This is a genomic window from Lysobacter niastensis, assembly GCF_015453285.1.
Lineage (GTDB): Bacteria > Pseudomonadota > Gammaproteobacteria > Xanthomonadales > Xanthomonadaceae > Lysobacter_J > Lysobacter_J niastensis.
The window spans coordinates 130973-155784 of the sequence record NZ_JADLZT010000011.1 but is presented as its reverse complement, the minus strand read 5'-3'; the positions used below and the strand labels follow the sequence as shown (position 1 = coordinate 155784).

General features: G+C 68.4%; 26 protein-coding genes. 8 read left to right on the top strand and 18 right to left on the bottom strand.

The window, feature by feature from the left end:
• Positions 1-120 precede the first annotated feature (120 nt).
• The 4 genes from IU514_RS17625 to IU514_RS17610 all read left to right on the top strand — a co-directional run bounded on the left by IU514_RS17625 (position 121) and on the right by IU514_RS17610 (position 2882).
• Positions 121-609 (top strand): TPM domain-containing protein, encoded by a 489-nt coding sequence (locus tag IU514_RS17625; RefSeq protein WP_194932456.1) that lies wholly within the window; start codon positions 121-123, stop codon positions 607-609.
• 96 nt (positions 610-705) lie between these two features.
• Entirely contained in the window at positions 706-1584 is an 879-nt protein-coding gene (gene lgt / locus IU514_RS17620) for a prolipoprotein diacylglyceryl transferase (protein WP_194932455.1), read from the top strand.
• A 7-nt stretch (positions 1585-1591) separates the two neighbouring features.
• Positions 1592-2386, top strand: a complete 795-nt coding sequence (locus tag IU514_RS17615; RefSeq protein WP_194932454.1) for a thymidylate synthase — start codon at positions 1592-1594, stop codon at positions 2384-2386.
• A 4-nt stretch (positions 2387-2390) separates the two neighbouring features.
• A complete protein-coding gene (locus tag IU514_RS17610) occupies positions 2391-2882 on the top strand; it encodes a dihydrofolate reductase (protein WP_194932453.1) in 492 nt (163 codons plus the stop codon).
• Between the two features lie 18 nt (positions 2883-2900).
• Here IU514_RS17610 and IU514_RS17605 read toward each other — a convergent pair whose 3' ends face one another.
• From IU514_RS17605 to IU514_RS17565, 9 genes are all read right to left on the bottom strand, one after another.
• Complete coding sequence (locus IU514_RS17605; RefSeq protein WP_194932452.1) at positions 2901-3866, bottom strand: symmetrical bis(5'-nucleosyl)-tetraphosphatase; 966 nt, start codon at positions 3864-3866, stop codon at positions 2901-2903.
• Position 3867: 1 nt separating this feature from the next.
• Complete coding sequence (gene apaG / locus IU514_RS17600) at positions 3868-4248, bottom strand: Co2+/Mg2+ efflux protein ApaG (RefSeq protein ID WP_194932451.1); 381 nt, start codon at positions 4246-4248, stop codon at positions 3868-3870.
• A 74-nt stretch (positions 4249-4322) separates the two neighbouring features.
• Entirely contained in the window at positions 4323-5129 is an 807-nt protein-coding gene (rsmA, locus tag IU514_RS17595) for a 16S rRNA (adenine(1518)-N(6)/adenine(1519)-N(6))-dimethyltransferase RsmA (protein WP_194932450.1), read from the bottom strand.
• Complete coding sequence (pdxA, locus tag IU514_RS17590; protein ID WP_194932449.1) at positions 5126-6109, bottom strand: 4-hydroxythreonine-4-phosphate dehydrogenase PdxA; 984 nt, start codon at positions 6107-6109, stop codon at positions 5126-5128. The genes rsmA and pdxA overlap by 4 nt, the downstream gene beginning before the upstream one ends.
• A 1-nt stretch (position 6110) precedes the next feature.
• Positions 6111-7472, bottom strand: coding sequence for a peptidylprolyl isomerase (locus IU514_RS17585; protein ID WP_194932448.1), 1362 nt, complete (start codon positions 7470-7472; stop codon positions 6111-6113).
• Complete coding sequence (gene lptD, locus IU514_RS17580; RefSeq protein WP_386760759.1) at positions 7469-9907, bottom strand: LPS assembly protein LptD; 2439 nt, start codon at positions 9905-9907, stop codon at positions 7469-7471. Before lptD ends, IU514_RS17585 begins: the two co-directional genes overlap by 4 nt.
• Before the next feature lie 116 nt (positions 9908-10023).
• The gene (locus IU514_RS17575) at positions 10024-10947 is read right to left on the bottom strand and encodes a histone deacetylase family protein (RefSeq protein ID WP_194932446.1); all 924 of its coding nucleotides are present in this window, start codon (positions 10945-10947) and stop codon (positions 10024-10026) included.
• Positions 10948-10995: 48 nt separating this feature from the next.
• Positions 10996-11550, bottom strand: a complete 555-nt coding sequence (locus tag IU514_RS17570) for a cob(I)yrinic acid a,c-diamide adenosyltransferase (RefSeq protein ID WP_194932445.1) — start codon at positions 11548-11550, stop codon at positions 10996-10998.
• A 98-nt stretch (positions 11551-11648) separates the two neighbouring features.
• Positions 11649-12224, bottom strand: coding sequence for a DUF6580 family putative transport protein (locus IU514_RS17565; RefSeq protein WP_194932444.1), 576 nt, complete (start codon positions 12222-12224; stop codon positions 11649-11651).
• 43 nt (positions 12225-12267) lie between these two features.
• Between IU514_RS17565 and ubiH the strand changes: the two genes are divergently transcribed.
• On the top strand, positions 12268-13551 hold the full coding sequence (ubiH, locus tag IU514_RS17560) for a 2-octaprenyl-6-methoxyphenyl hydroxylase (protein WP_194932443.1): 1284 nt from the start codon (positions 12268-12270) through the stop codon (positions 13549-13551).
• Positions 13548-14762 carry an FAD-dependent oxidoreductase gene (locus IU514_RS17555; RefSeq protein WP_194932442.1) on the top strand — a complete coding sequence of 405 codons (1215 nt, stop codon included), beginning with the start codon at positions 13548-13550 and terminating at the stop codon, positions 14760-14762. Before ubiH ends, IU514_RS17555 begins: the two co-directional genes overlap by 4 nt.
• A 70-nt stretch (positions 14763-14832) precedes the next feature.
• On the opposite strand, the gene IU514_RS17550 is transcribed toward IU514_RS17555, so the two are convergent.
• The 5 genes from IU514_RS17550 to IU514_RS17530 all read right to left on the bottom strand — a co-directional run bounded on the left by IU514_RS17550 (position 14833) and on the right by IU514_RS17530 (position 19474).
• Positions 14833-15567, bottom strand: a complete 735-nt coding sequence (locus IU514_RS17550; RefSeq protein WP_194932441.1) for an EF-hand domain-containing protein — start codon at positions 15565-15567, stop codon at positions 14833-14835.
• A 130-nt stretch (positions 15568-15697) separates the two neighbouring features.
• The gene (gene rlmM / locus IU514_RS17545; RefSeq protein ID WP_228760831.1) at positions 15698-16768 is read right to left on the bottom strand and encodes a 23S rRNA (cytidine(2498)-2'-O)-methyltransferase RlmM; all 1071 of its coding nucleotides are present in this window, start codon (positions 16766-16768) and stop codon (positions 15698-15700) included.
• Positions 16765-17340, bottom strand: a complete 576-nt coding sequence (locus tag IU514_RS17540; protein WP_194932440.1) for a nucleoside deaminase — start codon at positions 17338-17340, stop codon at positions 16765-16767. The genes rlmM and IU514_RS17540 overlap by 4 nt, the downstream gene beginning before the upstream one ends.
• On the bottom strand, positions 17340-17717 hold the full coding sequence (locus IU514_RS17535) for a hypothetical protein (RefSeq protein WP_194932439.1): 378 nt from the start codon (positions 17715-17717) through the stop codon (positions 17340-17342). The genes IU514_RS17540 and IU514_RS17535 overlap by 1 nt, the downstream gene beginning before the upstream one ends.
• Before the next feature lie 11 nt (positions 17718-17728).
• Complete coding sequence (locus IU514_RS17530; protein WP_194932438.1) at positions 17729-19474, bottom strand: glutamine--tRNA ligase/YqeY domain fusion protein; 1746 nt, start codon at positions 19472-19474, stop codon at positions 17729-17731.
• 112 nt (positions 19475-19586) lie between these two features.
• Here IU514_RS17530 and IU514_RS17525 point away from each other — a divergent pair, with 112 nt between their 5' ends.
• Positions 19587-19862, top strand: coding sequence for a putative signal transducing protein (locus IU514_RS17525; protein ID WP_194932437.1), 276 nt, complete (start codon positions 19587-19589; stop codon positions 19860-19862).
• Positions 19863-19917: 55 nt separating this feature from the next.
• Positions 19918-20436 (top strand): adenine phosphoribosyltransferase, encoded by a 519-nt coding sequence (locus IU514_RS17520; RefSeq protein WP_194932436.1) that lies wholly within the window; start codon positions 19918-19920, stop codon positions 20434-20436.
• 32 nt (positions 20437-20468) lie between these two features.
• Here IU514_RS17520 and IU514_RS17515 read toward each other — a convergent pair whose 3' ends face one another.
• The 4 genes from IU514_RS17515 to ahpC form a co-directional block, all read right to left on the bottom strand.
• Entirely contained in the window at positions 20469-21113 is a 645-nt protein-coding gene (locus IU514_RS17515) for a hypothetical protein (protein ID WP_194932435.1), read from the bottom strand.
• Positions 21110-22042 carry a DNA-binding transcriptional regulator OxyR gene (gene oxyR / locus IU514_RS17510; RefSeq protein WP_194932434.1) on the bottom strand — a complete coding sequence of 311 codons (933 nt, stop codon included), beginning with the start codon at positions 22040-22042 and terminating at the stop codon, positions 21110-21112. Before oxyR ends, IU514_RS17515 begins: the two co-directional genes overlap by 4 nt.
• A 131-nt stretch (positions 22043-22173) precedes the next feature.
• Positions 22174-23772: an alkyl hydroperoxide reductase subunit F gene (gene ahpF, locus IU514_RS17505; RefSeq protein ID WP_194932433.1), complete on the bottom strand. Its 1599-nt coding sequence runs from the start codon at positions 23770-23772 to the stop codon at positions 22174-22176.
• Positions 23773-23978: 206 nt separating this feature from the next.
• Positions 23979-24542, bottom strand: a complete 564-nt coding sequence (gene ahpC / locus IU514_RS17500; RefSeq protein WP_194932432.1) for an alkyl hydroperoxide reductase subunit C — start codon at positions 24540-24542, stop codon at positions 23979-23981.
• Between the last annotated feature and the right edge of the window lie 270 nt (positions 24543-24812).

Genomic DNA, 24812 nt, shown 5'->3' with positions numbered 1-24812 from the left:
AACCGCCCATACAATTTTTCGGCGGGGGGGCGGGGTTTTGTTTATAAGCCCCTGGTCCTCACCAGCTGCCGGAGGCGGTGGCGCCTCCGGCAGCTGGTGAGGACGGAGGGTCTACCTGCCATGCGACTGCTCAAACACCTGTTTCCTCCCTCGGCCAAGCGCCTGTTCCCGGCGGACAGCCTGGAGCGCATCGCGCAGGCCATCGCCGAAAGCGAGCGCAGCCACACCGGCGAGATCTGTTTCGCGGTCGAGCCGTCGCTGCATCCGCGCGCCGTGTGGTCCGGGGGCGATGCACGCGCGCGTGCACACGAGGTGTTCGCGCAACTGCGGGTCTGGGATACCCGCGCCAACAACGGCGTGCTGCTGTATCTGCTGTTGGCGGACCATCGCATCGAGATCGTCGCCGACCGCGGCTTCGAGGGCCTCGTCAGCGACGAGCAGTGGCGTGGCGTGTGCGGCCTGATCGAGGAGCGGCTGCGCGCCGGGGAGCCCGAGGCTGCGGTGCTGGGCGGCGTGCACGCACTGTCGGCGTTGCTGACGCAGCACTTCCCGCGCGGCGAAGGCGACCACGACGTCAACGAGCTGCAGGACCTGCCGTACGTCCTGTGACGCCCGGCGACTCACCGGAATCGACCTGTCTGCAGCATGCCCGCGACTGGCCGGCTCGGGCACAATAGTGACAACCCAGGCCCGCATCGGAACCGAATGACCGTCCTGCACCAGATCGACCCGATCGCCTTCCATCTCGGCCCGCTTCAGGTGCACTGGTACGGGATCATGTACCTGCTTGGCTTCGCCCTGGCCTGGTGGCTCGGCCAGCGCCGGGTGCGTGTCGGCCGTCTGCCTGGCGTCAATGACCAGGCCTACGGCGACCTGCTGTTCTACGCGATGCTCGGCGTCGTGCTCGGCGGGCGCATCGGCTACGTCTTCTTCTATTCGTTCGGCGACCTGGTGAAGGATCCGCTGATGCTGTTCCGCATCTGGGAAGGCGGCATGAGCTTCCACGGCGGGCTGCTCGGTGTGGTCGCCGCGGCGTGGTGGTGGTCGCGGCGCCATGGCCTGCACCTGTTCGACACGGTCGACTTCGTCGCCCCGCTGGTGCCGCCCGGTCTCGGCTTCGGCCGCATCGGCAATTACATCGGCGGCGAGCTGTTCGGCAAGCCGACCGATGCGGGGTGGGGCGTGGTGTTCCCGCGCGCGCCGGAGTTCGCCGGCTGGTCGATGGAGCAGATCCAGACGCAGTACGCGACCGGCGCGCTCGACCGCTTCGCGCGGCATCCGTCGCAGCTGTACCAGGCGTTCCTCGAAGGCCTGGTGATGTTCGCGGTGCTGTGGTGGTACTCGCGCAAGCCGCGACCGCGTTACGCCGTGTCGGGTGTGTTCGCGCTGCTGTACGGCTGCTTCCGATTCCTGATCGAGTTCGTGCGCGTCCCCGACGCGCAGATCGGCGATCACGGCTACCTCGCGTTCGGCTGGCTGACGATGGGGCAGGTGCTCAGCGTGCCGCTGATCGCACTCGGTCTGTTCCTGCTGTGGCTGTCGCGGCGCTCGCCGGTGCTGCAGTCGCTGCCGGCAAAGGGGTGATGCCGCGATGAAGCAATACCTCGACCTGCTGCGCCACGTGCTCGAACACGGTACCGACAAGGCCGACCGCACTGGTACCGGCACCCGCAGTGTGTTCGGCTGGCAGATGCGCTTCGACCTGGGCGAAGGTTTTCCGCTGGTCACCACCAAGAAGCTGCACCTGCGCTCGATCGTGCACGAGCTGCTGTGGTTCCTGAAGGGCGAGACCAACATCGCCTACCTGAAGGACCACAAGGTTTCGATCTGGGACGAGTGGGCGGACGACGCCGGCGAGCTCGGTCCGGTTTATGGCAAGCAGTGGCGCCGTTGGGCCGGCGCCGATGGCATCGAGATCGACCAGATCCGCTGGGTCGTCGATGAGATCAAGCGCAATCCGGATTCGCGCCGCCTGATCGTCTCGGCCTGGAACGTCGCCGACCTGCCGCACATGGCACTGATGCCATGCCACACGATGTTCCAGTTCTACGTGGCCGACGGAAAACTCAGCTGCCAGCTCTACCAGCGCAGCGGCGACATCTTCCTCGGCGTGCCGTTCAACATCGCCAGCTATGCGCTGCTGACGCACATGGTCGCGCAGGTATGCGGCCTCGGCGTGGGCGACTTCGTGCACACGCTGGGCGACGCGCATCTGTACACCAACCACTTCGACCAGGCTCGCGAGCAACTGTCGCGCACACCGCGCGCGCTGCCGACGCTGCGCCTGAACCCCGAAGTGCGCGACATCTTCGGCTTCCAGTACGACGACATCGCCATCGAGCACTACGATCCGTTGCCGGCAATCAAGGCGCCGGTGGCGGTCTGAGGCGATGGAGCTATCGCTGATCGCCGCGCTCGACCGGCATCGCGCCATCGGCCGCGACAACGACCTGCCGTGGCGGCTTCCCGACGACCTCAAGCGCTTCAAGGCGCTGACGCTGGGCAAGCCCGTGCTGATGGGGCGCAAGACCGCGCAGTCGCTGGGGCGTGCGCTGCCGGGGCGGCGAAACCTGGTGCTGACGCGCAGTGGCCAGGTGCCATTCGATGGCATGCAGGCGGTGGCCTCGCTCGACGAGGCGCTGGACGTGGCGAATGCCGATGCCGCCGGCGAGTTGTGCGTGATCGGTGGCGGCGAGATCTACGCGCTGTGCCTGCCGCGCGCCACGCGCCTGCACCTGACCCACGTCGATACCGTCGTGGAGGGCGCTGACGCGTTCTTCCCGGAGTTCGATCCGGCGCAATGGCGCATCACGCAGCGCGCGTCGCATGCGGCCGATGCGAAGCACGCCTTCTCGTTCGAGTTCGTCGATTACGCGCGTTGAGGATCCGGCGATGCCGGATCAATCCTGATCGGCGGGTTCGCGTGGCGTGGTGTTCCGTTCGCCCTGTCCGCCACGACCGGCATTGCGCTGTCCGCCGTTCGGCCGCTGCTTCGGGCGGCGGTCGCCGGGGTGGTACGGCGGTCGCGGCCTCGGCGGCGTCGCCGGCACGTCGCGGCCCGGCACCTGCACGATGCGCAACTCGTCGGTGTCCAACTGCAGGGCGGTGAGCTTGCCGCCCCACACCGCGCCGGTATCGATCGCATGCACGCCATGGCCGATGAACAGGCCCAACGTCGACCAGTGCCCGCACACGATCTTGAGGTCGCGTTCGGCACGCCCCGGCACCTCGTACCACGGATACAGGCCGACTGGCTGCGTGCCCGGGCTGCCCTTGTCCTCGAACGAAATGCGGCCGCGCGGCGACATGTAGCGCAGGCGGGTGAGGATGTTGATGATCGCGCGGTGGCGATCGATGCCAGCCAGTTTGGGATGCCAGACCGGGCCGTCGCCGTACATGTTCTTCAGCAGGCGGCGGTACTGGTCGCCGTGCAGTCGTTCCTCGACTTCGCGCGCGTGGCGTTCGGCCATCGCCACGGTCCACTTCGGCGCGAGACCGGCATGCACCATCATCCAGCCGAGTTGGCGGTCGACGTGCAGCATCTTCTGGTTGCGCAGCCAGCCGAGCAGTTCGTCGCGGTCCTCGGCCAGCACGATGCGCTGCAGGTCCGGGTTGACCTTGCGCTGTTCGTCCTCGCGACGCTCGCCGATGGCGAGCAGCGAGAGGTCGTGGTTGCCGAGCACGACGATGCTGTTGGCGCGCAGCGAGTGCACCAGCCGCAGCGTCTCCAGCGACTGCCCGCCGCGGTTGACGAGGTCGCCGCAGAACCAGAGTTTGTCGCGAGCAGGATCGAAGCCAATGCGCTCCAGCAGGCGCTGGGTCGCGTCGTAACAGCCCTGCAGGTCGCCGATCGCCCAGACCGCCATGTCAGTGCAGCGTGCGGGGCACGGTCAGCGTGAAGGCGGGGATCGGAGCGTCGAACTCGGTGCCATCGTCAGCGAGCATGTCGTAGCGGCCCTCCATGGTGCCCAGGTCGGTCTCGAGCACCGCGCCCGAGGTGTATTCGAAATCCTCGCCGGGTCGCAGCCACGGCTGTTCGCCGACCACGCCCTCGCCGTGCACTTCCTGCACCTTGCCGTTGGCGTCGGTGATCAGCCAGTGACGGCCCAGCAAGCGCGCCGGAACGCGGCCGTTGTTGCGGATGTTGATGGTATAGGCGAACACGTAGCGGTCCTGCTCCGGCTCGGACTGGTCGTCGAGGTAGCGGGTCGCCACGGAGATATCAAAAGCGTAATTACGGCGTTCCATGCCGACAGTGTAGGGCGTGATGCGCGGATTGGGTCAACGTGCCGTGCACGCGGTGCGAAAAACGCTCCCGCAAGCTACGACGATGCCGCCAGATGGTTGGCCAGGCGCACGAAGTCGGTGACTTCGATCTGCTCGGCGCGCGCATCCGGGCGGATGCCGGCGGCCTCGATCGCGGCGCCGTCGCACAGTTTCGACAGGGCGTTCCGAAGCGTCTTGCGGCGCTGGCCGAAGGCATCGCGCACGACGGCGGCGAACTTGTCCGCATCGACGATGCCGATCGTTCCGGGTGCGCGCGGCACCAGCCGCACCACCGCGGAATCGACCTTCGGCGGCGGACGGAACGCGCCCGGCGGCACGTCGAACAGCGCCGTGACGTGGCAGTACGCCTGCAGCATCACGCCGAGGCGTCCGTAGACCTTGCTGCCCGGTCCCGCGGCCATGCGGTCGACGACCTCCTTCTGCAGCATGAAGTGCATGTCGCGGATCGCCGCGGCGTGCTCCAGCGCGTGGAAGAGGATCGGCGAGGACAGGTTGTAGGGCAGGTTGCCGACCAGGCGGATCTGGCCTTCGCCACCGGTGAGCGCGGTGAAGTCGACGGCGAGCACGTCGCGGTGGATCACCTCGAGCGTGCCGTGCGCGCGTGCGGCTTCGGTCAGCGGGAAGATCAGGTCGCGGTCGAACTCGATGACGGTGAGTTCGCCGTGGCGGTCCAGCAGCGGGAAGGTGATCGCACCCTGGCCCGGGCCGATCTCGACGAGCCGGTCGCCCGGCTGCGGATCCACCGCCTGCACGATCTTGTTGATGATCCCGCGCTCGTGCAGGAAGTGCTGGCCCAGGTGCTTCTTCGCGGGCTCGGTGAAGGCGTGGTTGCGCGTGCTCATGCGGATAGTGTGCGGCGAAGGCGGGCCATGCGCGCGCAGGTCTGCGCGGCGGCGAACAGGCTGGACGGGTCGGCGATGCCTTTGCCGGCCAGTTCGAGCGCGGTGCCGTGGTCGACGGCCACGCGCGGATAGGGGAGGCCGAGGGTCAGGTTCACCGCGGTCTCAAAGCCGCTGAACTTCAGCACCGGCAGGCCCTGGTCGTGGTACATCGCGACCACCGCGTCGAAGCCGCGCAGCTTGGCGGGCAGGAATGCGGTATCGGCCGGCAACGGTCCGGCCAGCTGCATGCCCTCGGCGCGCAGGCGGGTCAGCACCGGCTCGATGATGTCGATCTCCTCGCGGCCCAGATGGCCGGCCTCACCCGCGTGAGGATTGAGTCCGAGCACGGCGATCACCGGGGCGGCAATGCCGAAGCCGGCCCGCAGCGAGGCATCGGTGATGCGCAGGGTGCGCTCCAGCGCGTCCGGCGTGATTGCGTCGGCGACCGCGCGCAGTGGCAGGTGGGTGGTGACGAGGGCGACGCGGACCACGTCGTTGGCCAGCATCATTACCACCTCGCGACCGGCCTGTTCGGCGAGCAACTCGGTGGTGCCGCTGTAGGGAATGCCGCCCTCGTTGATCACGGCCTTGTGCACCGGTCCCGTCACCAGTCCGTCGAAACGGCCATCGAGGCAGCCAGCGGCCGCATCGCGCAGCGCGGCGATCACCGCCGCGGCATTGCGCGGGTCGGGGCGTCCGAAGGCGGGATGGACCGGGTTGGGCACGGCGACGAGCCCGAGATCGCCGGGCCGGGTGGCGGCCTGGCCGGGCTCGAGCAGTCGCAGGGGCAGTGCGAGGGCTGCGGCGGCGGCCTGCAGCGTGTCAGGGTCTGCGAAGGCGATCAGTTCGTGATCGCGCGGCTGCTGTGCGAGGCGTACGCACAGCTCCGGCCCGACGCCGGCCGGCTCGCCCGGCACCAGCGCGAGCCGGATCGCGGGCATCTCAGCCGCCGCTGGTGGGCGGCGTCGCGGGCGTGGTGCCCGGGGCCTGCTCGGCCGTCTTGCCGCGGACGTCGACGTAGGCTTCGCCGCGCATTTCGCGCAGGTACCGGTTCCATTCGTCCTCGAGCTTGCGACGGCCGAGGGTCTCGCGCACCTGTGCGCGGCGGTTCTCGTCGCCGACATCGCTCTGGCGGGTGCCGAGCAGTTCGACGACGTGCCAGCCGGTCTGGGTGCGGATCGGCTGCGAGACCTGGCCCTGCTGCAGGGCCGCGACCGGATCGCCGAAGTCGGGGCCGAACTGGTCCTGGGTGAACCAGCCGAGATCGCCGCCCTTGCCCTGCGAGTTCGGATCCTCGGAGTTCTCGCGGGCGACCTGGGCGAAATCGGCGCCGCCCGCGATGCGGGCGCGCAGCGTTTCCGCTTTGGCCTTGGCCTCGGCGTCGGGGGTGTCTTCGTCGACGCGGATCAGGATGTGGCGGGCGTGGTACTGGGTGACCAGGGCCGGTGCAGCCTGCGAGGCGTCGCGCGCCTCGACCAGCTTGACCAGCTGGAAGCCGCTCGGGCCGCGGATCGGCGCGGTGACGTCGCCGGGCTTCATCGAGCGCATCAGGTCCGAGAAGGCGCTCGGGATCTCGTTCATGCCACGCCAGCCCAGATCGCCGCCTTCCAGCGCGTTGGGGCTGTCGGAATAACGCACGGCGGCGGCGGAGAAGTCCATCTCGCCGCGGTCGATCAGCGTCTTGACGCCCTGGATCTTCTTCTGCGCGGTCTCGATCTGCTCGGGCGTCGCGCCCTCCGGCAGGGCGACCAGGATGTGGGCCAGGTGGAACTGCGTGCCGCTGGCCTGCTGGGCGCTCATCGCGGCGTCCACTTCGGCCTCGCTGACCGAGATGCGGCTCTGCGCGAAACGCTGGCGCAGGCGCTGGATCAGCAGTTCCTCGCGGATCGAATTGCGGAACTCGGCGTAGGACGTGCCGTCGCGGGTGACCTGCTGGCGCAGCTGGTCCGGGGTCACCCGGTTCTGCTGGGCGATGGCGCCGATGGCCTGGTCGATTTCCTGGTCGGTGACACGGACGCCGGTTTCCTGGGCGCGGTTGACCTGCAGCTTGACCAGGACCAGGCGTTCCATCACCTGACGGTCCAGCACGTCGCGGGGCGGCAACTGGCCTTCGCGCCCGGCGTACTGGGCCAGGATGTTGTTCACCGCGCGGTCGAGCTCGCTGCGCAGGATGACGCTTTCGTCGACGACGGCGGCGATGCGGTCGATCGACTGCACTTCCTGCGCGTCAGCGATGGCGACCGGCAGGGAAGCCGGGCCGTACAGCACGCCGGCTGCGAGAACACACGCGAGTAGTTTCTTCATAGGGTCGGATCGGGGATGGAGTTGGCCGCGTCGCCGCTGTTGTTCAGCCGCTGGACCGAAGAGGGCGGGACCAGATAGAGGTCATCGCGGTCGTAACCGAGGATAGCACGGCGCAAAACGCGCTCCGTGTCCTGGCCGATGGAACTCAGGCCCTTCAGTTCGAACTCCACCTGCAGCGAATTGTTCAGGTCGCCGCTGCGGTCGTTCAGGTAACGGCGGGCCACCAGGCGGATGGCCAGGCAGCAGCTTTCCCATTGGACGCCGGCCAGGCTTTCGAGCGGCTTGCGGTCGAGGAAGGAGTAGTAATAGCGTCCGACCACGCTCCACGTGTCGTTGATCGGATACAGGAAGGAGAAATCGGCCTGTTCCACCAGGTCGCGGCGGTAGCGGTACCCCAGGTTGACGATGCCGAAATCGCGCAGCAGGTAGCGGGCGCGCAGCGAGGCCAGGTCCTCACGACGGAACTTCGGGTCCCACTGGTAGGCCGCGCTGATGTTCCAGCGGTCGCCGGGGGAGACGCTGGCCTCGGCCACCCAGGCCGACTTGCCCTGTTCCAGCGGGGTCTCTCCGGGCACGGTGACGCGGCTGTCGTCCAGGTAGTGGATCTGGCCGAGGCTGGCCGAGAGCCGCTCGCGGCCATCGTTCTCGCTGATGAAGCGGGTGGTGAGCGCCGCGGTGATCTGGTTGGCATCGATCTGCCGGTCTGCGCCGGTGTAGCGGTTGTCGCGGAACAACTGGCCCCAGCTGAAGGTCATCGTGTTCGTGTCGAACAGCGGCAGCGCGTCCTGGTTGCGGAACGGCGCATTGAGGTAATAGATGCGCGGTTCGAGCGTGTGCAGGTAGCGGTCGCCGCGGAACGAAGTGCTACGGTCGAAGAACAGGCCGGCATCGAGCGAGGCGATCGGCAGGCTGCGGTTCGGGGTCTTGTCGTAGAACCGCGCGTCCAGATCCGGTGTGTAGGCAATGCCGTTGTCGATGGCGAACTGCCGTGCGCGCGAGTTCGCGACGTCGGCGGCCGTCTCGCTGTCGAGCTGGTAAGTGGTGTAGCGCCACGCGATCTTGGGCAGCAGGAACCAGCTCGCCCCCGCCAGCGGCATGCTGATATAGGGCTTGAGGTCGAGACGGCTGCCGCCTCCGAAGACGTCGTGGTGGAAGCGCACTGCCTCGCCGTCGGCACCGGCCTCCAGCCACGTGGCGAACGGCTGCGCCCAGCGGGCGTGGGCGCGCGGCAGGCGGTCGAATGGCAGGTTTTCGTCGGTCAGCGTGTAGTCGGCGAGCTGGTAGTGGTCGGCCATCAGGCTGGCGTCCCAGTAGCGGCCGCGCCCGTAGAGGCCGGCGCTGCTGCGGATCGAGTATGCCGACACGCCGTACAGGCTGTTGCTGAAATCCTGCAGGTAATAGAGGTCGCTGATCCAGCCGAGATTGGCGTTGGCGTACCAGTCCGAATTGATGTTGTGCTTCGCGTTGAGGACGAACTGGCCGCGGTTCTTGTCCGGCATCTGGTCGCGCGGGATCACCACGCCGGCCGCGTCGGTGTAGCGGCCCGGGTCATGGTCGGGCAGGTCGTCCGTCGGCATCCAGTTGCCCGACATCGTGCCGCTGCCGTTTTCGTACAGCCAGCGGAACTCGCCGCCCAGCGAGGTGCCGCGGTCGGTCATGATGCGCGGCGTCAGCGTGGCGTCGTAGTTCGGCGCCAGGTTGAGATAGATCGGCTGCTTGTAATCGAAGCCGTTGCGGCCGCTCAGCGACAGTCCCGGATAGAGCAGGCCGCTCTTGCGGCGGTCGTCGACCGGGAACATGAACCACGGCATGTACATGATCGGCACGTTGCCGATGCGCAGCGTCGCGCCTTTCGCGACGCCCACGCCCTCGGTGGAGTCGACGTCGATCTCCCTGGCCCGCAACTCCCACGCCCGCTCCGACGGCGCGCAGGTGGAATAGGTCGAATGGACCAGCGTGCCGTTGTCGCCGCTGAGCTCGATGCGTTCGGCGCCGCCGTTGCCGCGCCGATCGGTCAGCTGGTAACGGACGTCCTCGATGCGGTGCGTGTCGGTCTTCTGGTTGCCCACCGCGCGATCGGCGGTGACGCGCATCGCCGAGTCCTGGTAGTGCACGTTGCCCTCGGCAACGTACTCATCGGTCACGGCGCTGTAGGTGAGCTTGTCGGTGTGCAGGAGCTGGTCGCCGCGGTTGAGCGAGACGTTGCCCTGGAAGACCGCGTCGGTGCCCTGGTTGGCTTCGAGCGTGTCGCCTTCGATGTCGGTGGGCTGGGTGGCCCGCTGATCGACGGTGGTGGTGGGAGTGGGCGCACCGGCGAAGGGCGGGACCACGTCCTCGATCGGACACAGGCGCCAGTCCTCGCCCTCGGCGGCCTGGGCCGGGAGGGCCAGGGCGATGCAGAGGGACAAAGGGAGGAGGCGGAGGCGATTTCGCACGCAGACGTCCGTGATACGGGGATGTCGTCTCAACATCGGGCCGTTAGCTTGCCGTATCCCTTGCAAGCGGGCAATGAAAGGTACCGGCTGGACATTCAGATTGCGGGTGACGCCCGTTACGCCTCGTCGACCTCCAAGAGCGCGCCGACGTGCGCGACGCTGCACTCGCGCAGCGCGCCCAGGTCGTAGCCGCCTTCGAGCATCGACACGATGCGTCCGTGGGCGTGCCGCCCGGCGACGGCCACCAGCGCTTGCGTGAGCCAGCGATAGTCCTCCGCCTCCAGCTCAAGCTGCGCCAGCGGGTCGTGGCGATGAGCGTCGAAGCCGGCGGAGATGAAAAGCAGCTGTGGCCGGAAAGACTCCAGCGTCGGCAACAGGCGCTCGCTCCAGGTCCGGCGGAACTCGTTTCCGCTGCAACCCGGCGGCAAGGGCGCATTGACGATGTTGCCGATGCCGCGCTCGTTGGCGTAGCCGGTGTCGGGGTACAGCGGCATCTGGTGCGAGCTCAGGTACATCACCCGCGGGTCGGAATCGAAGATCGCCTGCGTACCGTTGCCGTGGTGCACGTCGAAATCGACCACCGCCACGCGCGCCAGGCCGTGCTTGTCGCAGGCATGGGCGGCGGCCACCGCGATGTTGTTGAAGAGGCAGAAGCCCATCGCCGCCGTGCCGGTGGCGTGATGGCCGGGCGGTCGTACCGCGCAGAACGCGCGCCGTGTGTCGCCGTGCATGATCGCATCGACCGCCGCCACGCCGGCGCCGGCCGCGCGCAATGCCGCCTCGGCCGAGCCGGGGGCGAGCACGGTGTCCGGATCGAGCGCCATCGGATCGTCGACCGGCGTGTCCAGGACCAGCGCGAGCAGGGCATCGTCGTGCACTCGCAGCAACTGGCCGCGGCTGGCGCGGGGGGCTTCGTGCCAGTCGAGGCCGGCAAAGGCATCGCGCAGTGCTTCGGTCACTGCGACCAGGCGCAACGGTCGTTCGGCATGACCCGGCCCCGGGTCGTGGCGCGTGCAGGCAGGGTGGGTGTAGACGCGCATGTCACCGACGCGGAAGGAGCGCCTTGCCGGTGCGGAGGCCGGGCATCCTCAGCCCTTGCGGCGCTCGTGTTGCCACAGCACTTCGCCGTGGCCGCTGGCGCGGGCCAGCACGCGGGCGAGGACGAACAGCAGGTCCGACAGGCGGTTGAGGTAACGGATTGCCTCGGGCCGCACCGTCTCCAGTCGTGCCAGCGAGACCGCTTCGCGCTCGGCGCGGCGCACCACGGTGCGGGCGATGTGGCAGCGGGCCGCGGCTTCGCCGCCGCCCGGCAGGATGAAGTCCTTGAGCGGCGGCAGCGCTTCGTTGAAGGCATCCAGGTGCTGTTCGAGGCGTTCGACATCGGCGTCGAAAATCGCCGCATGGCCGGGGATGCACAGCTCGCCGCCGAGATCGAACATCTGGTGCTGGACCGTGGTCAGCAGCGTGCGGACCTCGTCCGGCACGTCGCTCGCCAGCACCAATCCGATGCACGAATTGGCCTCGTCGACCGTGCCGTAGGCGGCGACGCGCGCCGAATCCTTGGCAACGCGGCTGCCGTCGCCCAGGCCGGTGGTGCCGTCGTCGCCGGTCTTGGTGTAGATCCTGGAGAGGCGGTTGCCCATGGGAGCGCGGGAATGGAAGGCGGGGATGGGGAAAGGGGAACGAAGGTGGGCTGGCTTACGTCGCGCGCCTCACGCCCGGCTCCCCATTTCCTGCGGCATCAGACCGTCTGCGCGCGCAGTGCCGGCACGCGGCGGCGCAGCAGCGCGAAGCCGCCGAACAGCACCGCCGAGTAGAACAGCGTGCCGAGCACGGTCCACTGGAAGAACGGGATGCCGGCGACGTAGGCCGCCATCAGGCCTGCGGCGGTCTTCGGATAGGTCGGGTCGGCCATCCATGCGCCGAAGTTGGTGACCAGGAAGAACAGCACCGAACCTGCCAGCGAGTAGCCGAGCACGCGTGCGCCGCTGACGCGGCCGCGCAGGTTCAGGCCGAGTGCGGTGGTCAGCGCGATGCACAGGTACACCAGCCAGATGCCGGCACCCGAGAACCACGTCGCGTAGGTGCCGCCGTTGATCGCGGCGAGCGCCAGGTCGGATACGAACAGCCCGGCGAGCGGCACGATGAAGGCCCAGCGCTTCGAGGCGAAGTAGGCGCCGCCGAACAGGGCGACCGCTTCCACCGGCGAGAAGTTCGGCGGATGCGGCAGCAGGCGCGTCAGCGCGGCGATGAAGATCAGGCCGGCGAGCACCAGCGGGCCGGGAGCGAGTAGCGAGTCGGAGGCAGGACGGTTCATCGTGTGCACATACGGGACCTTCAGGAACCGTTAGCATAACGCAATGCCTGTCGCGGACCCTTCATCCCCCACGCCCGCCGGTACCGGCGCCGGCATTCCCCTTCATGACGTCCTGATCGTTGGCGGCGGACTGGTGGGTGCCAGCCTGGCGATCGCGCTGGACCGCATCGGCGTCGATGTCGGCATGGTCGAGGCCACCGCTGCCGGCACGCTCCCGGCCGTGTTCGACGAGCGCAACCTCAGTTTTGCCGAGGCCACCGTCCACGCCCTGACGGCGCTGGGCGTGATGCAGGAGTTGCGTGCCGCGACCGGCGCGATCGAGCGCATCCACGTCAGCCGCCGCGGCGACTTCGGCCGAAGCGTGCTCGATGCCGCGCGATACGGCCGCCGCGAGTTCGGGCGCGTCGTCGTGGCGCGCGACTTCGGCGAGGCACTGGAGGCGCGTCTTTCCGCATTGACCCGGCTGACCCGCTACCGGCCGGCGCGCTTCGTCTCGCTTGAAGGCGGCGACGGCGACGCTCGCGCCGTGCGCGTGGAGCAGGGCGGTGCCGAACGCGTGCTGCGTGCTCGCCTGCTGGTCGCTGCCGACGGCACGCGCAGCGGCGTGCGCGATGCGCTGGGCATCGGCACGCAGGAGCACGACTACGGCCAGTCCCTGTTCGTCACGCGGCTGCGCAGTACCCGCGCTCCCGATGGCACTGCCTACGAGCGCCTGACCGCGCACGGCCCCACCGCGCTGCTGCCCCGCGGCGACCGCCATTACGGGCTGATCCACGGCGTCGCGCGCGAACAGGCCGACGCCGTTGCTTCGTTGGACGAGGCCGCCTTCCTCACGCGCGTGCAGGACGCTTTCGGCTGGCGCGCCGGCCGGTTCGTCGCTTGCGGTGCGCGCAATGTCTATCCGGCGATCCGCGTCGTCGCGCGCGAGGTCGCCGACTCACGCGCGGTGCTGGTCGGCAATGCCGCGCAGACCCTGCATCCGATCGGCGCGCAGGGTTTCAACCTCGGCCTGCGCGATGCGCTGACGCTCGCGGAGCTGATTGCGTACGCGCGCCAGGACGGAGACAACGATTGCGGCAGCGATGCGCTGCTCTCGGCCTACGTGCGGCGCCGTCGCGAAGACCGCGACCGCACGCTGGCGTTCTCCGATGGTCTCGCCCGGCTTACCGCCAATGACGCGCCGCTGCTGCGTCCGTTGCGCAGCCTGGGCCTGTTCGCCGCCGACCGCATGCCTTCGCTGCAGGCCGCCCTTGTGGGCGGTGCGATGGGGTATCGCGGCGACGTGCCCGCGCTATGCCGTGGCACGAACCAGGACGGCCAACCGTGAGCCGGCGCGGCACGCTCGACGTGATCGTGGTCGGCGCGGGCGTGGTCGGCGCAGCCGCCGCGCTGGCGTTCGCCCGGGACGGCTGGTCGGTTGCCCTCGTGGAGACGCGCGAACCCCCGCGCTGGTCGCCCACGCCGCCGTTCGAACAGGGCATCGACCTGCGCGTCTACGCGTTCGCGCCGGACAACGCCGACCTGCTGGACGAACTCGGCGTCTGGCGTGATGTCAGCCAGGCGCGCGTGCAACCTTATCGGGGGATGCGGGTGTGGGATGCCGCGGGCGGCGGCGAGCTCGCGTTCGATGCGGATGCCTTCGGCCAGCGCGAACTGGGCTGGATCGTCGAGCACGCGCTGCTGGTCGACAAGCTCTGGACGGCGCTGCCCGGCGCTGGCGTGCACCTGCATTGCCCGGACAGTGTGGTCGGACTGGAACAGGACGACCACGCCGTGCACCTGCAACTGGACAGCGGCACGCGCCTGCGCGCCAGGCTCGTGGTCGCTGCCGACGGCGCGGGCTCGAAGCTTCGCTCGCTCGCCGGCATCGAGACCGCCGCGCACGACTACCATCAGCGCGGCCTGGTCGCATTCGTCGAAAGCGAACAGCCGCACCAGGACACCTGCTGGCAGCGTTTCCTGCCGACCGGGCCGCTGGCCTTCCTGCCATTCGCGTCCGGTCACGATGGCCGCACCAGTTCCATCGTGTGGACGTTGCCCGACCACGAGGCCGAGCGGCTGCTGCATGCCGACGAGTCGACTTTCCTGCGCGAACTCGAAACGGCCTTCGCCGGCACGCTGGGCGCGATTACGGCGGTATCGGCGCGCGCGGCGTTCCCGTTGCGCCGCCAGTTGGCCCAGTCGTACGTGTCGGGGCGTGTCGCGGTCGCGGGCGATGCGGCCCATGTCGTGCATCCGCTGGCAGGGCAGGGCGTCAATCTCGGTTTGCGCGATGTCTTGGCGTTGCGGCGCGTGTTGCGCGAAGCGCGTCATCGCCATGCCGGCCATGCCGATCCGGGCGCTCCTCAAGCCCTCTCGCGCTGGGCTCGCCAGCAGCGCAGCGACAATGCAATGGCGGCGTATGCATTCGACGGCCTGAACCGGCTGTTCTCGAACGATGGGCTGGCGGCCACCTTGCTACGCGGGCCGTTGCTTGGCCTCGCAGGACGGCTGCCGCCGCTGACGCATGCGTTCTGGCGGCGTGCCGCGGGCCGCTGACGGAGTGGCGTGTTGCGAATGAAAACGCCCCGCCGAAGCGGGGCGTCCTTTTTGATGACGGGAGCGAAGCCTACTTGCCGCCGGCAAGCTCCCTGCGCGTGATCTGGCCATCGTGGTTGGAATCGATGGCCGCGAACGAGTTGGTCAGTTCTGCGTTGCCGCTGACTTCACGCCTGCTCAGCATCTCGTCGCCATTGCCATCAAGCGCGTTGAAGTCGAGCTTCTGGGCAAGCGTCGAATCCGGCGTGCGTGACGTGATTGTCGCCGGCTGCTGCGGCGGCACTGTGGACACGGGTGCTGTGACCGGGACAGGTGCGACCGGTGGCGGTGTCGTTGTCTGCGTCGTGGCCTCCACCGCCGCCTGTGCCCGCGCACTGGCATCGGCCGACGCGGCACTGGCGTCGCGCGCGGCGCTGGCCGCCTCGCGGGCCTCGGCGGCCGCCGCGACCGGATTGGCTCCGTCGGTGGCTGCGGCCTGTGCCGCCTGCGTCGCGTGCGCCGCATCGACCGCTTCCTGCGCAGCGGCCTGTGCCGTGTTGGACGATTGCTGGGCGGAATACGCGTGGTAATCCGCGTTCGCCGCGCCCGTGCTGGCGTTTCGCACTGTCGTCGCGGTGCGGGCTGAATCCTGCGCCGCCGCTGCGTTCTCGCGCGCCGCCTCGGCATCATTCACGGCCGCCTTGGCGTCCAGCTTGGCGGAATGCTTCGCCGCGACTTCCGATTGCGATTGCGCCAGTGCCGCACCCGTGGCGCCGCATGCGACCATCGTGGCCGCGATCGTCAACGTAGTGATCCTGCTGTTCATCGCACGGTCCTCCATTGGGAACCGTGCGACCGTAAAACGGCGGCGATCAACCTTGGGTAAATCGAGCTGCGTTTCACGAAACCTCGCCTGAACCGCGAGGCTTCACGCAACCACCATCCTCACGCGGTGCTCATCGCGCGGTGGCGAACACCGTGATCTCTTCACGATCGTGATAGAGCTGCCGCGCGCGAATCAGCAGCGGCTTCTGTGCCTGGCGTTCAAACAGGTCCAGGCACAGGCGCGTCTCGTCCCAGCGCTTCTTCATCGGCAGCTTCAGGTTGAAGATGGCGTGGCGGCACCAGCCTTCGCGCAGCCACGTGGCCATGCGCTCGGCCACGCGCCGAGGCTGCTCGACCATGTCGCAGACCATCCAGTCAAGCGGCGCCTTCGGCTGCCACTGGAAGCCGTCCTCGCGAAGGTGATCGACGCGTCCGCTGTCGAGCAGGTGCTCGCGCAAGGGGCCGTTGTCGATCGAGGTGACGCGCAGCCCCTGCCGCATCAGTACCCAGGTCCATCCGCCGGGCGCCGCACCGAGGTCGGCGCCGCGCATGCCGTCGCGAAACAGGCGCGTGCGCTCGTCTTCGGTGAGCAGCGTGAGGATGGCTTCTTCCAGCTTCAACGCCGATCGGCTCGGTGCGTCGGCATGCATGCGCAGGCGCGGAATGCCGAGCGGCCAAGGCGAGCCATCACGCGTGTCTCCCTGCGCCAGCAGCGCGTGTGTGCCGTCGAGGAAGATGACGTGCAGACGCGGCCGGCGTGCGTCATCGTCACGCGTCAGCCAACCGGCCTTGCGCAACGCAGGGCGCAGCGCATTGCCGAAACTGCGGGCGAGTCCTGCCAGCGGCTTGGCGGCGTCGGAATCCGGATGCTCCACCCACAGGTCGCCGAAGGGCGGCGCGGCAGGCTTGTCGCCGAATGCATCCTGGAGTGCATCGACTATCGGCGAGATCCGGTCCTTCGGGTCCAGGCCGCGCAACTCGGCCAGGCGCAACAGCTTCTGCCGCGCGAAGATCAACGAGGAGAACGGAGTCGCACGCGACAGCGCCGCGGCATCGGCGCCGAGGAACTCAACGTAGCCGGAGTTGCGCTCGGTGCGTGCATAGCCGTGCTGGCCCGCGGTAGCTGCGCGTTCGGTAAGTTCGCCGGCGAGTTCGGGCTCGAAGCCGGCGCGGCAGTAACATAGCAGGGCGTCGGCGTTCAATAGCGTTCGCCGCCGCTTTCGCCATAGGCGCGCAGCACGGCACGAGCGTCTTCGCGGCAAACATCGCGCGTGACCTCGATGCCGCGGCGCTGCAGTTCGCCGATCCAGTCGGCAGGCAGCGGGCCTTCGTCGAACTCGGTCAGTTCTTCGACGTCATCGCTGCGCGCGCCGATCAGCAGGCGGTCGATGCCGGCCCAGATCGTGGCGCCGTAGCACTGGCAGCACGGCTGCGACGAGGTCGCCAGCGTGATCGGGCCGATGCGCCGGCCTTCGCCGTCCTCGTTGAGGCGAGCACGCTGGGTACGCTGCTGGGCGAGCATGTAGGTCATGGTCTCCGCATGCGCCAGCGAGCAGGTGTGCGGCAGCACGCGATTGACGCCCACGGCGATGATGCGATCGTCAGGCCCGAACAGCGCCGCCCCGAACGGACCGCCGCTGCGGCTGTCGACGTTGCGCCTGGACAGCTCGATCGCCAGCGCGACCTTGGCCTCGTCGCCGGGATAATCGCGCGTGGTGTCGACGGCTTCGTGCACCCAGGCCGGGAGCGTCAGGTGAACTTGTGCGTAGAGCATCACTGCACCTGCACGCCGAGCGGCGCCGCCTGGTCCTGGCACTGCCCCTTCACGCACTGGCAGCCCTGGATCTCGCGGAAACCGCAGACCGACATGCGACCGCTGCGGGCGCATTCGGCCTGCACACCGGCCGGATCCGTCGGGCTGTTGACGTTGACGCAGGCCGGATACGCGCCGCAGCAGTTGCCGACGTCCTTCACCGTGCAATCCGCGTCGGTGCGGCAGCTGTGGTCGATCTTCACGGGCCCGGCCGGCAACGAGGCCGGTGCGGGCGCCGTCTGCGCCGGCTGCGCGCCGGAACCGCCCGCAGGCGCGGCAACGCAGGCGGCGAGTACCAGCAGCGACAGCGAGAGGAAGGTCAGCAGGATTCGGCGCATGGCGTTGTTCCTCAGGCCTTGGTGGCCCACGTGTCGCGCAGGGTGACACTGCGGTTGAACACCGGCGCGTCGCTGTTGTGATCCCGGCGATCGGCCACGAAGTAGCCGATGCGCTCGAACTGGAATGACTGCTCCGGCGTGGCGCTGGCAGCAGCGGGTTCGACATAGCCGGTCACGGTGCGGCGCGAGTCCGGATTGAGGTAGTCCTGGTAGGTCTTGCCGCCCTCGTCATTGTCCGGGTCGGGCACCATGAAGAGGCGGTCGTACAGGCGGATCTCCGCCTTCACCGCGTGCTTCGCGCTGACCCAGTGGATCGTGCCCTTGATCTTGCGGTCGGCGCCGGCCATGCCGGGGCGGGATTCCGGATCGAGTTCGCCGCGGATCTCCACGACCTTGTCGCCGTCCTTGATGACTTCATCGCAACGGAAGATGCCGGCACCGCGCAGGCGCACTTCGCCCCCCGGGATCAGGCGCTTGAAGCCCTTCGGCGGCACTTCCTCGAAGTCCTCTCGCTCGATCCACAGTTCGCTGGAGAAGGGCAGCGTGCGTACGCCTGCGCTCTCGTCCTTGGGATGATTCGCGAACGTCAGCGATTCCTCGTGGCCGGCCGGCAGGTTGGTGATGACCAGCTTGAGCGGGTCGATCACCGCCATGCGGCGCGGCGCGGCAGCGTCGAGGTCGTCGCGCAGCGCGCCTTCGAGGATGGAGATGTCGAGCAGCGAGTTCTGCTTGCTGATGCCGACGCGGTCGACCATCAGGCGCAGTGCCGAGGGCGTGTAGCCGCGGCGGCGGATGCCCTGCAGCGTCGGCATGCGCGGGTCGTCCCAGCCGTCGACCAGGTTGTCCTGCACCAGCGCCATCAGCTTGCGCTTGCTCATCACCAGGTAATTGAAGTTCAGGCGCGAGAACTCGATCTGGCGCGGCTTGCTGGCCTCGAACGGCAGGCCCTTGTCGGTGAGCGGCTTCACCAGTTCCGGCGCATGCGCCAGGTCGACCTTGTCCACGCACCAGTCGTACAGCGGGCGGTGGTCCTCGAACTCCAGCGTGCACAGCGAGTGGGTGATGCCCTCGACCGCGTCGCTGAGCGAGTGCGCGAAGTCGTACATCGGGTAGATCGGCCACTCGTTGCCGGTGTTCTGGTGCTCGACGTGCTTGATGCGGTACAGCGCCGGGTCGCGCAGGTTGATGTTGCCGCTGGCCATGTCGATCTTGGCGCGCAGCGTGCGCGCGCCGTCGGGGAACTCGCCCGCGCGCATGCGCCGGAACAGGTCGAGGTTCTCCTCGACGCTGCGGTCGCGGTACGGCGAGTTGCGGCCCGGCTCGGTGAGCGTGCCGCGGTAGGCGCGCACTTCATCGGCACTGAGGTCGCAGACGAACGCGTCGCCCTGGCGGATCAGCTTCTCGCCGGCGCGGTACAGGACCTCGAAATAGTCCGAGGCGTGGCGCAGGTCGTGCCACTCGAAGCCGAGCCAGCGCACGTCGTCCTGGATGGCGCGGACGTACTCGGGGTCTTCCTTGGCCGGGTTGGTGTCGTCCAGGCGCAGGTTGCACTCGCCGCCGAACTCGCGGGCGATGCCGAAGTCCAGGCAGATCGCCTTGGCGTGGCCGATGTGCAGGTAACCGTTGGGCTCGGGCGGGAAGCGGGTCTTGATGGCCTGGTGCTTGCCGCTGGCGACGTCCTCGCGAACGATCTGCCGGATGAAGTCGGTCTTTTCCGGAGCGGAAGTCGGGGCGGCGGTGTCGGGCGTAGCGGACATGCGGAAAGGCACTGGCGTGGGAGACCGGCAAGTTTAGCCGCTGGCGCCTGCAGGCGCCGTTGTCTCGGGAACCAGGGGGCGTATTCTGGTCCCAGTAGTAAGGAGTGCGCCGATGAAAGTCGTCTACGAAGCCGCCAACCTGATCGACGCCCACCTGGTCCGGCATGCCCTGGAGGCGCAGGAAATCCCCGTTTTCCTGAAGGGCGAGGCGCTGCTCGGCGGCATGGGCGAGCTGCCGCTGTTCGGCACCATCCTGGTCTGCGTGCCCGACGTGGTCTGGCCCGAGGCCAGCGAAATCGTCGCGTCCCTGCCGCTGAACGAGCCCCCGGCCGACACGGCCGGCGAGGGCGATGACCTGCCGGACGGCCCGGAGTGGCTGCCCGCCTGAACGCACGCCCGGACGGACGTCATACTGGCAGGCCCCCGGCTGTGGCAGGACAGCGATGACGTCCTTTGAATCCCTGATCCGCGCCATGCCCGACTTCCCCAAGCCGGGCGTGGTGTTCCGCGACATCACTCCGCTGCTGGCCGACGCCGGAGGCTTCGCGCGCTGCATCGATGCGATGGCCGAGCCGTGGCAGGGCAGCGAGGTGCAGGCCGTGTGCGGCATCGAGTCGCGCGGTTTCATCTTCGGCGCGGCGCTGGCGCAGAAGCTGCACGCCGGCTTCGTTCCGCTGCGAAAGCCGGGCAAGCTGCCGCCCCCTGTGGTGGAGGTCGAATACCAGCTCGAATACGGTTCCGACCGACTGCAGGCGCGCAGCGACGCGTTGCGGCCGGGCGAGCGCACGCTGATCGTCGACGATGTGCTGGCTACCGGCGGCACGTTGGCCGCCGCGCGCGACCTGGTTGTGCGGCTGGGCGGCGAGCTGGTCGGTGCGGCCGTGCTGATCGAGCTCGATGCCTTGCGCGGGCGCGAGCGCTGGCCGAACGGCGTGCCGCTGCACGCGTTGCTGCATTACTGAAGTTCCGGCTTCGCCCGGCGCGAGCGGCGCCTTTACAGCCGCTCGATCGAGCAGACGTAGATGACCTCGCAGGCGCCCGCGCCGCTGTCCTCGCGCGTGGTCGAGCTGCGCCAGTACCAGCCGTCGGGCGCCTTGGCTTCGACCAGCCATCCGTCGATGCGGACGCGATCGTCCTTGCGCACGTCCTGCAGCGCTTCGGCGGCCGCGGCATTGGCCGGGATCAGGTGCATGTTGGCGCTGGAACGGACGATTTCCGCCGGCGGCAGCGGCGGCTCGTTCTGCCAGCGGTAGCTGTAGAAGCGGCCGCCCTGGGAGATGTCGAGTTGCGAGAGGACATCGTCGTCCCGCATGCGGCCCCAGCCCAGCGCGAGGTCGGTGGGCGAGAGATCGGCTTCGCGTCCGGCGCGGTAATCCTCGCGCGACAGCACGCGGGCATCGATGCTGAAGCCCGCCAGCGGCGTCAGCGTTGCCGCCTGCAGCCGGAACGGCGACAGCGAACCTGGAACGTCACTTTGCAGCGGCAACGCGCCCGCATGCACGCGCGGCGGCTGTCGGCAGTCGACCGTCGCGCCGCTGGCATGCGCCGGCACCGGAGCCGCGCGCGGCGATGCCGGTGAGAACCACCAGCCGATCGCTCCAGCGATGAGGCCCAGCACCATCCATCCACGCAGGCTCATGCACGCGCCTCACGCAGCGCGGGACGTGGCGGCTGCAGCAGTTGCGCCGGCAGTTCGCGGAACTGATTGGCCAGCTGCACGAGGAAGTCGCCCATCGCCGAACTGCGGCGCCAGACCATGCCGATCTGCCGGTGCGGCGCGTCGCCGCGGAAACTCAGCAGGTGCATGTCGGGCGACGCCGGCACCGGCGGCTGCACCGCGAGCACCGGCAGCAGGGTGATGCCGACGCCGGCCGCGACCATCTGCCGCAGCGTTTCCAGGCTGGTGGCGCGGAAACCGTCGCGTTCGTCGGCACCGGACATGCGGCACACGTCGAGTGCCTGGTCGCGCAGGCAGTGGCCTTCCTCGAGCAGCAGCAGGTGCTGGTCGTCGAGTTCGTGCAGGTCGAGCGAATCCTGCATCGCCATCGGATGCTGCTGCGGCACCGCCAGCAGGAACGGTTCGTCGAACAACGGCTCGACGTGCAACTGGTCGTCGTGGATGGGCAACGCGAGCAGGCCGGCATCGAGGCGGCCATCGCGGAGGCGGGCAAGGATCTGGTCGGTCTTCTCCTCGACCAGCAGCAGTTCGAGGCGGGGGAAGCGCTGGCGCAGCCGCGGCACGATGTGCGGCAACAGGTACGGTCCCAGCGTCGGGAACAACCCCAGCCGCACGGTGCCGGCTTCCGGGTCCTGGCTGCGCCGCGCGATCTCCGCCATCTGCTCGACGTCGGCGATCACCTTGCGCGCTCGCTCGGCGATGTCGCGGCCGACCGGTGTCAGCATGACGCGCCTGGGCGCACGTTCGACCAGGGAGACGCCGAGTTCGTCCTCGAGTTTCTTGATCTGCGTGGAGAGGGTCGGCTGGCTGACGAAGCTGGCCGCGGCCGCGCGGCCGAAGTGCTTGTGGTCGGCCAGGGCCACCAGGTATTTGAGGTCGCGCAGGTTCAAGCGGGTTCTCCACGCGCCGGCGGCGATGCGCCCGGTCCTCATTCGATCTTAAACGCGCGAACCGGGCGTGGATACGGCCACGTACGCGGGCGGAGCCCCGGGGTTCTCCGCCCGCCGGATGCCGCTGCGGCTCAGGCCGCGACGGCCGCCTCGACCGGCGCGCTGGTGCGGATCAGGTGGTCGAACGCGCTCAGCGCTGCCTTGCTGCCTTCGCCCATGGCGATGACGATCTGCTTGTAGGGCACGGTGGTGGCATCGCCCGCGGCGAAAACGCCCGGCAGCGAGGTGCGGCCATACGCATCGATTTCGATCTCGCCGCGCGGCGACAGCGCCAGCGTTCCCTTCAGCCACTCGGTGTTGGGCAACAGGCCGATCTGCACGAACACGCCTTCCAGTTCGATCCGGTGCGAGTCGCCGCCGAGGCGGTCGCGGTAGACCAGGCCGTTGACCTTGTGGCCGTCGCCGAGCACCTCAGTGGTCTGGCCGCTGGTGATGACGGTGACGTTGTCGAGGCTGCGCAGCTTGCGTTGCAGGACGTCGTCCGCACGCAACTGGCTGTCGAACTCGATCAGCGTGACGTGGTTGACGATGCCGGCCAGGTCGATCGCGGCCTCGACGCCGGAGTTGCCGCCGCCGATCACCGCCACGCGCTTGCCCTTGAACAGCGGGCCATCGCAGTGCGGGCAGTAGGCCACGCCCTTGTTGCGGTATTGCTCTTCGCCGGGCACGTTCATCTGGCGCCAACGCGCACCAGTGGACACGACCACCGTGCGCGATTTCAGCGACGCGCCGTTGGCGAGCTGCACCTCGATCAGCCCGCCCGGTTCGCGGGCCGGGATCAGCTTCTGCGCGCGCTGCAGATTCATGATGTCGACGTCGTACTCGCGCACGTGCTGTTCGAGCGCGGCGGCCATCTTCGGGCCTTCGGTGTGCGGCACCGAGATGAAGTTCTCGATGGACATCGTGTCCAGCACCTGGCCGCCGAAACGCTCGGCCGCGACACCGGTGCGGATGCCCTTGCGCGCGGCGTAGACCGCAGCCGCCGCGCCCGCGGGACCGCCGCCAACGACGAGCACGTCGAACGAATCCTTGTGCCGGATCTTGTCCGCTTCGCGATCGGCAGCGCCGGTATCGAGCTTCGCGACGATCTGCTCCAGGCTCATGCGCCCGGATTCGAACAGCTCGCCGTTGAGGAACACGGTCGGCACTGCCATCACCTGGCGTGCCTCGACTTCCTGCTGGAACAGTCCGCCATCAATGGCGACATGCTGGATGCTGGGGTTGAGCACGCTCATCAGGTTCAGCGCCTGCACCACGTCCGGGCAGTTCTGGCACGAGAGCGAGAAGTAGGTTTCAAAGCGCAGCACGCCGTCCGACCCGGTGCCGCGCAAGGTGCGCACCTGCTCGATGACGTCCTGGCTGGCCTTGGACGGATGGCCGCCGACCTGCAGCAGCGCCAGCACCAGCGAGGTGAACTCGTGGCCCATCGGGATGCCGGCGAATCGAACACCGATATCCGAGCCGACGCGGTTGATCGCGAACGACGGCTTGCGCGCGTCGTCGTCCTTGCGGACGTAGGCGATCTTGCCGGAGAGGGACGCAATTTCCTGCAGCAGCGATTCGAGCTCGGCGGACTTGGCGCCATCGTCGAGCGAGGCGGCCAGTTCGATCGGCTGGGTGAGCTTTTCGAGGTATCCCTTCAGCTGCGTACTGAGATTTGCATCCAACATGACGACGGCTCCATCGAATCGGGTTTGTCGGGGGCGAACGCCGCGAGCGCCCGGGCGGGAGGGGGAGAGAGAGACCCGGGCGTCGCGACATTCGTTGAGGGGCGGGACCCGGCCGTAAGCCGGGCCCCGGGGCGGTCCAACGAGGAGGTGGACCGCATTGCTCCTTCGGAGCATGGAGTGGCAGCGGCTGCCACTCGGGTGTTGCTTTAGATCTTGCCGACCAGGTCCAGCGACGGAGCCAGGGTCTTCTCGCCTTCGTTCCACTTGGCCGGGCAGACCTCTCCCGGATGCGCGGCGACGTACTGCGCGGCCTTGACCTTGCGCAGCAGCTCGGAGGCGTCGCGGCCGATACCGCCGGCGGTGATCTCGACGATCTGGATCTTGCCGCTGGGATCGATCACGAAGGTGCCGCGATCGGCCAGGCCGGCTTCCTCGATCATCACTTCGAAGTTGCGGGTGATGTTGCCGGTCGGATCGCCGACCAGCGGGTACTGGATCTTCTTGATCGTGTCGGAGGTGTCGTGCCACGCCTTGTGGGTGAAGTGGGTGTCGGTCGACACGCCGTAGATCTCGACGCCCAGCTTCTGGAACTCGGCGTAACGGTCTGCCAGGTCGCCCAGTTCGGTCGGGCAGACGAAGGTGAAGTCGGCCGGGTAGAAGAAGAACACCGACCAGTTGCCCTTCAGGCTGGCCTCGGTGACTTCGATGAACTCGCCATTGTGGTAGGCAGTGGCTTTGAACGGCTTGACTTCGGTGTTGATCAGCGACATCAGGATCGGTCCTTTGGCTGGGGGTGAAAACAGGGGTGTGAAACAAGGCCGCTAGATTAAGAGGCGCAAATCGATCCATCAAGTTGATTGATAGAATTGTATTCATATACAAAAGCTATCAATGTGGTCCGATCATAGACCGCCCACAGCCGTACGGAACCGGCGCCGGGCAGTACCCGGCCTGCCTGGGAGCCGCTCGCGACAGCGGTTCGGAAGGACGAATCGGTACGATGGCGGGCCTGTCTCACGGACTCCGGCGAAGGAACTGTT